10 protein-coding genes are annotated in these 8,052 nt (G+C 54.0%); 4 read left to right on the top strand and 6 right to left on the bottom strand.

The genetic code is table 11. The features are described 5' to 3' along the window. The first annotated feature begins 201 nt into the window (after positions 1-201). Both C437_RS20135 and C437_RS07425 read left to right on the top strand, forming a co-directional pair. Positions 202-624, top strand: a complete 423-nt coding sequence (locus tag C437_RS20135) for a hypothetical protein (RefSeq protein ID WP_139175352.1) — start codon at positions 202-204, stop codon at positions 622-624. A 146-nt stretch (positions 625-770) separates the two neighbouring features. Further along, entirely contained in the window at positions 771-1,439 is a 669-nt protein-coding gene (locus tag C437_RS07425; protein ID WP_004516311.1) for an AIM24 family protein, read from the top strand. Between the two features lie 138 nt (positions 1,440-1,577). On the opposite strand, the gene C437_RS20130 is transcribed toward C437_RS07425, so the two are convergent. Beyond that, on the bottom strand, positions 1,578-1,763 hold the full coding sequence (locus C437_RS20130; RefSeq protein WP_139175353.1) for a hypothetical protein: 186 nt from the start codon (positions 1,761-1,763) through the stop codon (positions 1,578-1,580). 159 nt (positions 1,764-1,922) lie between these two features. Next, positions 1,923-2,090 carry a hypothetical protein gene (locus C437_RS20555; protein ID WP_169331085.1) on the bottom strand — a complete coding sequence of 56 codons (168 nt, stop codon included), beginning with the start codon at positions 2,088-2,090 and terminating at the stop codon, positions 1,923-1,925. Between the two features lie 228 nt (positions 2,091-2,318). Here C437_RS20555 and C437_RS07420 point away from each other — a divergent pair, with 228 nt between their 5' ends. Continuing rightward, the gene (locus tag C437_RS07420; protein ID WP_394324837.1) at positions 2,319-3,281 is read left to right on the top strand and encodes a S1C family serine protease; all 963 of its coding nucleotides are present in this window, start codon (positions 2,319-2,321) and stop codon (positions 3,279-3,281) included. A gap of 865 nt (positions 3,282-4,146) precedes the next feature. Here C437_RS07420 and C437_RS07415 read toward each other — a convergent pair. The 4 genes from C437_RS07415 to C437_RS07405 all read right to left on the bottom strand — a co-directional run bounded on the left by C437_RS07415 (position 4,147) and on the right by C437_RS07405 (position 5,924). Further along, positions 4,147-4,656: a hypothetical protein gene (locus C437_RS07415; RefSeq protein WP_004516309.1), complete on the bottom strand. Its 510-nt coding sequence runs from the start codon at positions 4,654-4,656 to the stop codon at positions 4,147-4,149. A gap of 246 nt (positions 4,657-4,902) precedes the next feature. Continuing rightward, positions 4,903-5,349, bottom strand: coding sequence for a hypothetical protein (locus tag C437_RS19800; RefSeq protein ID WP_004516308.1), 447 nt, complete (start codon positions 5,347-5,349; stop codon positions 4,903-4,905). A gap of 102 nt (positions 5,350-5,451) precedes the next feature. After that, positions 5,452-5,634 (bottom strand): hypothetical protein, encoded by a 183-nt coding sequence (locus tag C437_RS07410; RefSeq protein WP_004516307.1) that lies wholly within the window; start codon positions 5,632-5,634, stop codon positions 5,452-5,454. After that, on the bottom strand, positions 5,631-5,924 hold the full coding sequence (locus tag C437_RS07405; RefSeq protein ID WP_049919671.1) for a hypothetical protein: 294 nt from the start codon (positions 5,922-5,924) through the stop codon (positions 5,631-5,633). The genes C437_RS07410 and C437_RS07405 overlap by 4 nt, the downstream gene beginning before the upstream one ends. Positions 5,925-7,770: 1,846 nt before the next feature. On the opposite strand from C437_RS07405, the gene C437_RS07395 reads away from it, so the two are divergent. Beyond that, positions 7,771-8,040: a hypothetical protein gene (locus tag C437_RS07395; protein WP_004516304.1), complete on the top strand. Its 270-nt coding sequence runs from the start codon at positions 7,771-7,773 to the stop codon at positions 8,038-8,040. The last annotated feature ends 12 nt before the right edge of the window (positions 8,041-8,052 follow it).

Here is an 8,052-nt window from a genome sequence, read left to right as displayed (position 1 = left end):
GAGCGTGATGTATTGCCTCGCCCTTGTGGAGGTCATTGCGAGATGGCTTCTCCATGTATGGTGAAATATCTATTGCTATTCTGACTTCTTCACAGACATGCCGAGCAGTTGTTTCAGCCACTCAAGTGCGTCTCAAAGCCGCATTCACGGCGACTACTATACTATGAGAAGACATTTTGGTACTGCTTCGGTTATGTCGGTATGCAAAGAAGACGTTATCTACGTGCGATTGTTGGCAGTGCTAGCCTGTTATCTCTCTCAGGATGCACAGAAATGTTCCCAGGTAATAATCAGACTCCCGAATATCCAGGTGGGACACTGGTCGTTGAGAATACCGGTGACAGCCCTGTCAGAGTCTCGGTCAACACCAAATTAGAGCAGTTTGATGCCACACTCGATACTAAAACCGCTGGCGGTGAAACGGTTGTTCGTCGTGAATTCGTCACTGCTGAACAGGATGATATCGTGACTCTTGAAGCTCGGCTTGGAGAAACTGGCGACCAAATTCGATTCCAGTTCCTCCCCGCTGGCGGTGGTGAAGATACGCCGCCAGAAGTAGCGCATCTCACGTTCGAGAGTGCTGTCGAGGCGAGTGCAACTTGGACAGCGACAGCCGGGAGATGAAGCGGTTCAGTACAAAAGCGAAGTGACAACCTGAGTACTGTATGTATCCTTGTCGTATGATCGAGTGAAATGTAGGCTGCAAAGTTGCACTTTTATTTGACAGGTCATCAAATATTCGAGCAGGGTCCCCGTACCCTGAGATACTAATGGAACTGAACGATTTCGTCTCGCAGAACGCACCAGATGAGAGCCAGGCGCGGTTTGAACTGGAAAGTAGCAAACTGCTTGACATTGATGTCGACGGCACAGTACTCACCAAGGCTGGAGCAATGGTGGCTTACGAGGGTAACCTCACATTCACCGGCAAGTCCTCAGCAGAAGGTGGACTAACTGGGTTCATCAAGGACCAGGTCTCAAGTGAAGGGACACCCGTCATGGAAGTCGAAGGCGACGGCCATGTGTACATCGCTGATCAGGGTAAAAAGGTTCAAATTCTCTCTCTCGACGAGTCAGAGGCCCTCTCGGTCAACGGAAACGATGTGCTTGCCTTCGAATCGAGCGTCGACTACGAAATCGGAACTATCGGGAGCATCGGCGGGGCTTCCGCGGCCGGCCTGACGAATGTGTTCCTCTCGGGTCCTGGCATGATTGCGGTCACCACACACGGCGACCCGCTGGTGCTTGAACCACCCGTCAAGACCGACCCAGACGCAACTGTCGCTTGGTCAAGTGACCTCTCGCCAAGCATCGATACGGACCGCAGCCTGAGCGATTCCATTGGCCAGTCATCCGGTGAGACGTATCAGATGTCCTTCGACGGTGAGAGTGGGTTCGTTGTTGTCCAGCCCTTCGAGGAAACAGCCCAACGCGCTTGAACAAACACACTGCAACCTCTCATTAGAGTAGAGACCCACTCGCTTGCAGATCGGCTTCGGGCGTTGCCGGTCTCCATTATTGACGCTCAGAATAGCGGACGCCGGGTCAGTCGTTCGCTCAAGAGTCGATCAGGACAGTCAGTCCACGGACCGATTTGTATCTTCACTGAATGTTCCGAGGATTCTCAGTCCCGCAACCAGGGAAATCAAACCACCAACACCACCTGCCCCAGCAAAAAGCAGCCCGTCTTGATAATCCGTAATGATAAACCCGGTGTTAGCAAGCACAATAGTGCCGATTCCAAGTAATAATACTGCGGCCATTACCCACCGTCGGATTGACTGGAGAAGGGCGTCTGAGTCCGAGGACATACTCTGAAACTGCCGAATCAATGCATTAGTTCCGGCGATACCCAACGTGCTTGTTCAGGTTGTCGATCCACTGAGCGGCTATTCCAACGGTCTCTGAGCGATAATTGACGCTTAGACCCGCCCCACCACCATCACGACCTCCCCGGTCACGCGCCACTGACAGCCGTTCCAGATGGCCTCGATGCGCTCGAAGCCGCCATCACTCCGTGGTTCGAACTCGGTGTTCCGCTTGGGATGACACGCCCAGCGAGGAACCCTCACGAACTTCCAGCGACTCACCAATCGAAAGCGAGGACGACACTCGCTGAAAACTCTCTGAATGAGTCGTTTCTGAGGACACAAAGCCTACAAGACTCACAACCGATCCTCCTGCTGAAGATGTCCAAAGAGACATCTACCCGCCGTCGGTTTTTGAAAGCCGGAAGTGTTGCTCTCACAGCAGCGCTTGCAGGCTGTAGCAACACCCCTTCGTCTAGTACAGAGCCATCACAGCCAGAGACGCAGCAAGTGGACTCCACATCATCAAACAAGGGCGGCAAGTACACCCAAGTCTATCGAGAAACAATTCCATCAGTCGTATTAGTAGACACAGGACAAGGACAAGGAACTGGGTTTCTGTATGATAGCTCGCATATCGTCACGAACGCACACGTCGCTGGCACCGCATCACAGGCACAACTCCGCTTCCATGACGGGACGTGGAGTGACGGGACAGTGCTGGGGACTGATTCCCACAGCGATCTCGCTGTCATCTCCGTAGACGAAATTCCAGATACAACGGAACCGCTGTCGTTCATCCAAGACAGTCCCGTCATCGGACAAGAAGTCGTCGCAATCGGGAACCCATATGACTTGAATGGAACGGTCACGTCCGGTATTATTAGCGGTCTCGACCGGCTTATCCCGTCACCTGCAGGATATCGAATTCCGGATGCAATTCAGACCGATGCTGCGGTGAACCCCGGGAACAGTGGCGGACCACTAGTGTCGCTTGATGGCGCGGTCATCGGCGTTGTCAATTCCAAGCGTGGGGACAACATCGCGTTCGGAATCTCGGCCGCCCTCACCCAGCAAGTCGTTCCCGAACTCATTGAAACCGGAGAATATGAGCACGCGTACATGGGTGTGTCGTTACAGAACGTTACACCGACGATTGCGGACGCAAACGAGATGAGTGAGCCTCGCGGGCTGTTAGTCGTACAGACAGTTCGCGGCGGGCCAGCCGACGGTGTGCTCCAACCGAGCGACATCGAGTTCGTAAATGGAACCCGTGTTCCCGTTGGTGGAGACATTATTCTTACAGTCGGCGGAGAGCCGATGCGCTCCTTCGAGGATCTAGCGAGTTACCTTGCACTACAGACTCGGCCGGGTGACACACTTGAAGTGACCATCCTTCGTGATGGGACAGAGCAGACGGTTGAACTCACACTTGTCTCGCGTCCGGAACAGTCACAGTCGCCGCTCCAGTAACCAAAGTGAGAATACTGAGGGTGAATCACTTGTTGAAACAGCATCTGTCTGGCGAATGCCTTCGAGATTTTGTGGTTTAAGTGTTTGTCGAGTTTCAGGATGAGCGTATCTAAAACCGGAATCATGCGCTACATTGCATCTCTGGTGTGCTGGCACTGCTGCCACTAGTGAGGAACAGTGCCTGCCTGGCCGTCCGTTAGTTGTCCAAACACTCGACACAACGGCCAGCGCCAGGGAACGATGGTTCCCCACACTCTATGCACGCATCAACTGTGGCGTGGTTCTCCGAATCAGATCCAAGGTACTGTTTGACCGTTTCCCACACCCGTTGAATCATATCTGTATTACGGAGCTCAAGGCCTATAAATCCACTATTCGAGCGGTTAGTTGATAGTGATATAGAGTGCTATAGACCACGATATTCCCTACGAGACTGGGGCTTCAACGGGCCAAGTGTCCGTCTGAAACCCGCGACGATCACCAGATCGTCCGTTCTGGACACAGCTTCAACGGGCCAAGTGTCCGTCTGAAACCATGCCCCGAAACTTCTAGCCGACCGTGGTTCAAACTCAATCTTCCGCTTGGGACCCTGACAGGCTTGTAGACGAAGCCCTTCGCGTCGGCAACCGGCACCTCGACCATGCTTCCACCATCCGAACGGGATTCTTGACGAGGTGTATGGATGACTGACATATGGATGACTGACAAGGAGATCGGGAGCGTTGCGGACGAAGTCGGTGAGTGAACAGTTCAGCGAGGCGCGGCTAACCAACATTGAGTCATCGTCGTTCCAGTTGTTGGTTAGCTGCGTGGGCCGGCTCTTAATCGAGAAAAGATGGCCCGTCGACAAACGACCTGCTGGTCGTTAGATGAGATGATCCACGGACTCGCCATCCCGAGCTAATTCGGATTGCTCCGGCGACGTGTCTGGCGCATACTCGGAGAATGATTCCGGTGAGACTGCTTGCTGCATAGCTTCGAGTTTCGAGCGGAGTTGGCCGCTTGTCGACCGCACGAGTTCGTCATCAGGCCAAGAATGCACCTGCAGGCCGTCGAATCGCGTCGCCACCTGCTGGACCGTGTTCAGTTGGTCGAGGGCGTACTCGACCCAGTACTGGCGACTCTCCTGCATCTGCTGGAGTTCTTCGACAACGTCGTCGTAGCCGGCTTGCTGGGCGGCATCGAGACACTGCTGGAAGTTCGCGCCGCGTGGGTTGATCGGCTCGTGGAAGACGACGACCTCACCGAGTGCTCTGAAGTAGCTGAGTAGCTCGTGGAAGTCATCCTCGTCCATGGTTGGATATGTGGGCGACATCGAAACGAACACCGACACACCGGCCTGTTGGAGCGTATCCAGCGCCTGCCAGCGTGGCATCGGTGTTGTCATCAGTTGTGACAACGGAGAACACATCGTTGTCCCAGTAGTGGTCCGAACCATTGCCGTCGACGCCGAGAAACAGCGGTCAGCTCTTGGTCAGTAGTTGGTGAGAGAGTCGGTCAGTACATTACCTATTCAGCGATCAAAGGATTGGGTATAACGGCTACAACTTCCATCAGGCTCGGAGTGGGATTTGAGTTCATTTGCGGTCGGTTTTAATACGGTAGTCTCTCGATAGTGACCTCAATTCTGTTGTAGCCATCGGACTCCCACACCAGACAGTGAGATTCCAGTGAATAAAAATAAACTTATTTTGATATAGTCGAGGATTTGTGGTGAAGCTCCTCTCGTCGTCATTTCGTATATTCTACCATCACTCTGGATGTAATAGTAGCCGACATCGTCGGAGTAACGCCATTCAGATGGGTGACTCTCTTTGCCGTAAATGACGTGCTCGCCGTTGCTAGCTTGCGTTTCCTGAAATGCGGACTTCGCTGCTGGGGATAGATCGCTAACTGGTACGACGTTTTTTGTCTGTGGAACCTCATCCGCATCGACGGTCCGCTCGATTTCGTGTATTGCCGCAGCTTCACCGGGGTGAGGGACAAGAATAAACCCGATAACGATGATTGTGAAGCCGGCGATAATGAGGGCACCACCAGCGGGCTTTCGATTATCTGGGCGGGACACAGTCAAATTATGTCATATGTATATTGAAATAACCATTGCTTGCATATGCGTACTGACCAGTCAGTTCTGACTCCTTGCGGTGAAAAGAGCCTGACACCTCGTTCAGATCCGCCGCATCGTCGTCACGACCTCCTGCCCGGTCACGCGCCACTGACAGCCGTTCCAGACGGCCTCGATACGTTCAAACCCACCATCGCTCCGCGGTTCGAACTCGATCTTCCGCTTCGGGCCACGCACGGGCTCGTAGACGAAGCCCTTCGCGTCGGCCACAGACTGCCTCTTCATGCCCCAACACCTCGAATGAGATCGTCGACGAGCGACCCACCGGCGTGTGGGCCGATATCCCAGCCGCGCTCCGAGCGCGTGTACTCACACCACTCCGAAAGCGTCTCAAAGGGCGTCGCTGCCAGCTCAACTTTCTCGGCGTTCCCAGCAGCCGCCACAACAGCCACAGCGAACTCGTAGCTGTCCCAGTAATACGCTGCACCCACGTCGTCGACGCCGAGAAACAGCGGTCGGCCCTGGGCTAGTCGTTCGCGGGCGAGTTGGTCAGTACGGGAGTCAGTTCGCGTCAGTTCTTGTTATTCGGGTTGAACGCATAGTAAATGATGGCCATTGAAACACCCATTGCGATTGGTCCAAAACTCCCCTCACCCGGCAAGACGCTTCTAACAGCGAATACGCTCACAGCGGAAACAAGGCCGATAAGAAGAGCGTACGACACACGAGATAGCTCCCGTACTCGGTTATCCAGTCTACGGTACAACTGTCGTAGAGTGTCCATACATTTGCTCAACATCAACGGAAGGTGCCTCTTTCGGTAAATTTGCATGCGCACTGACCAGTCGGTTCTGACTCTTCGTAGTGAAAAAGCAAATCCAGCTCTCAAATCCGCCGCATCGTCGTCACGACCACCCAACCGGCTACCCCCCACTGGCACCCGTTCCAGACGGCCTCGATTCGCGCGAAAAACAGCGTCAGGTTGGTGTGCCCATCCACTGGTGATCGGATAGGGTCAGATGAGGAATTCCAGTCCGAAGAATGCGCCCACTATTAGACCCACCAGTACGAGAATCGCTGTTATACGAAACATACCGGCTGTTCGCCGTCGATTCTTGGGAAGACACTCAGCGATTCCAGATAGCGCGAGTCCAACTGAAAAAATAATCGTGAATATCGGGGGAGAACCACCGAGGGTCCAGTAGTATACGTATTGGCTCGAGAGGACGAGTGCCCCGGTCAACCATAGTAATCCGAGTCCGCGAGATGGCTTACCGAATACCCCCTTTTTGAGTACTAATCCCCATCCGCGAACTGGCTCACTCAGCGCAATTTCTTTGATCATGAAGGGCAGTGAGCAGAGTTCACTCTCCGGGCTTAAATAATATATCAGCACGGACCATCGCCAATCAGTGACTGATTCGCGTGCAGACTGACCACTAAAGGAACTACCAGATTTGACGCCATTCATCCTGATGTACAAGATTAAATGCGCGAGTCTGGCACAGTACAAGTTTCAGGACTCAGTGTTGGAATTAGTCAACACAGGCAATAAACACGTCATTTCACGTACTCGATATTCGATATATTTGCTCTCTGAATCATAGGAGACGTGATTGAGGACAAAGCACTTACCCAAAATCGAAGAACATCACACATGCACAATCGTGCGATTTTCATGGTTATCGTGGCTGGAGTGCTGCTTCTCAGCGGGTGTAACAGCCCCAGTGAGCAAGCGAGCATCATGGAAAGTGAGGCTACAGATCGAGCTCTGGAGGCTGAGACGGAATATGTCTCTGCCCGCCTTCAGAATGCTAGTTGCCTCACCTATGGAGAAACCGGTGAATTCACCACAAGTGCGGAGGCGACCGTAATAAATCGAACTCAGGATGGCGTTGTCGTCAACGTCCAGCGCCCCTACTCGTGGGAAAAAGACGGTACTGTGGCCGATTTAGTCTCAAATGCGAGTTATCTCGTCACTGAGAACCAAACGATTCGACGATCTGGGACGTCCATCGCGCCCTGTTAGCTTCGCACACCTACTGACCAGCCGTTTCTGCGCCCTGCCAGTGAAAAGATCCAAGCTGAATCTCAAATCCGCCACGTCGTCGTCACGATCTCCCGCCCAGTCCCGCGCCGCTGACAGCCGGTCCAGACGGCCTCAACGCGCTCGTAGCGATGCTGCCCGCCCCATCACCGAACAATCCAATAGTAGGCCCCGAGTAAACGTGTGCGAGTTCGCTACGGCCGCGGCCCGCACGATTCAGTCCCGATGGCCACCAACATGCCAATTCCGACGCAACAAGCTGGGACAAAGCGATTTATCCGTGATTTACTCGCGTTTATTTGGCGAAAATCAGGCCCAAATCGGCCTCATGGCTTACCCCCCTTATCACCACTCACCCGATACGTCGAGTTGCAATGTTCGAAACAGATCCGCTGACGATGGTCCAGTTCGCAACCGATACGGCGCAGATGGCGATGCAGGCAGGCCCGCCGACAGATCTTCCCACACAGGTCCCGGACTTCGTCGGGAACCTCCTGGCTGAGGTCAGCTCCGCAGCCGGCGATGAGTCTGGTGGCCTCGGTGAGACGATCAGCGGGATGACCCCTGGCGGCAGTGAGGCTGGGGCCGCAGAGAATGCAAGTTCGGCCGCGAACGGGGCCGCGGACAATGCTCCCGGTAAGTAAGCACGCAGTGCT

The sequence above is a fragment of the Haloarcula vallismortis ATCC 29715 genome (assembly GCF_000337775.1).
Classification (GTDB): Archaea; Halobacteriota; Halobacteria; order Halobacteriales; family Haloarculaceae; genus Haloarcula; species Haloarcula vallismortis.
This window is presented reverse-complemented; position numbering and strand designations above follow the sequence as displayed.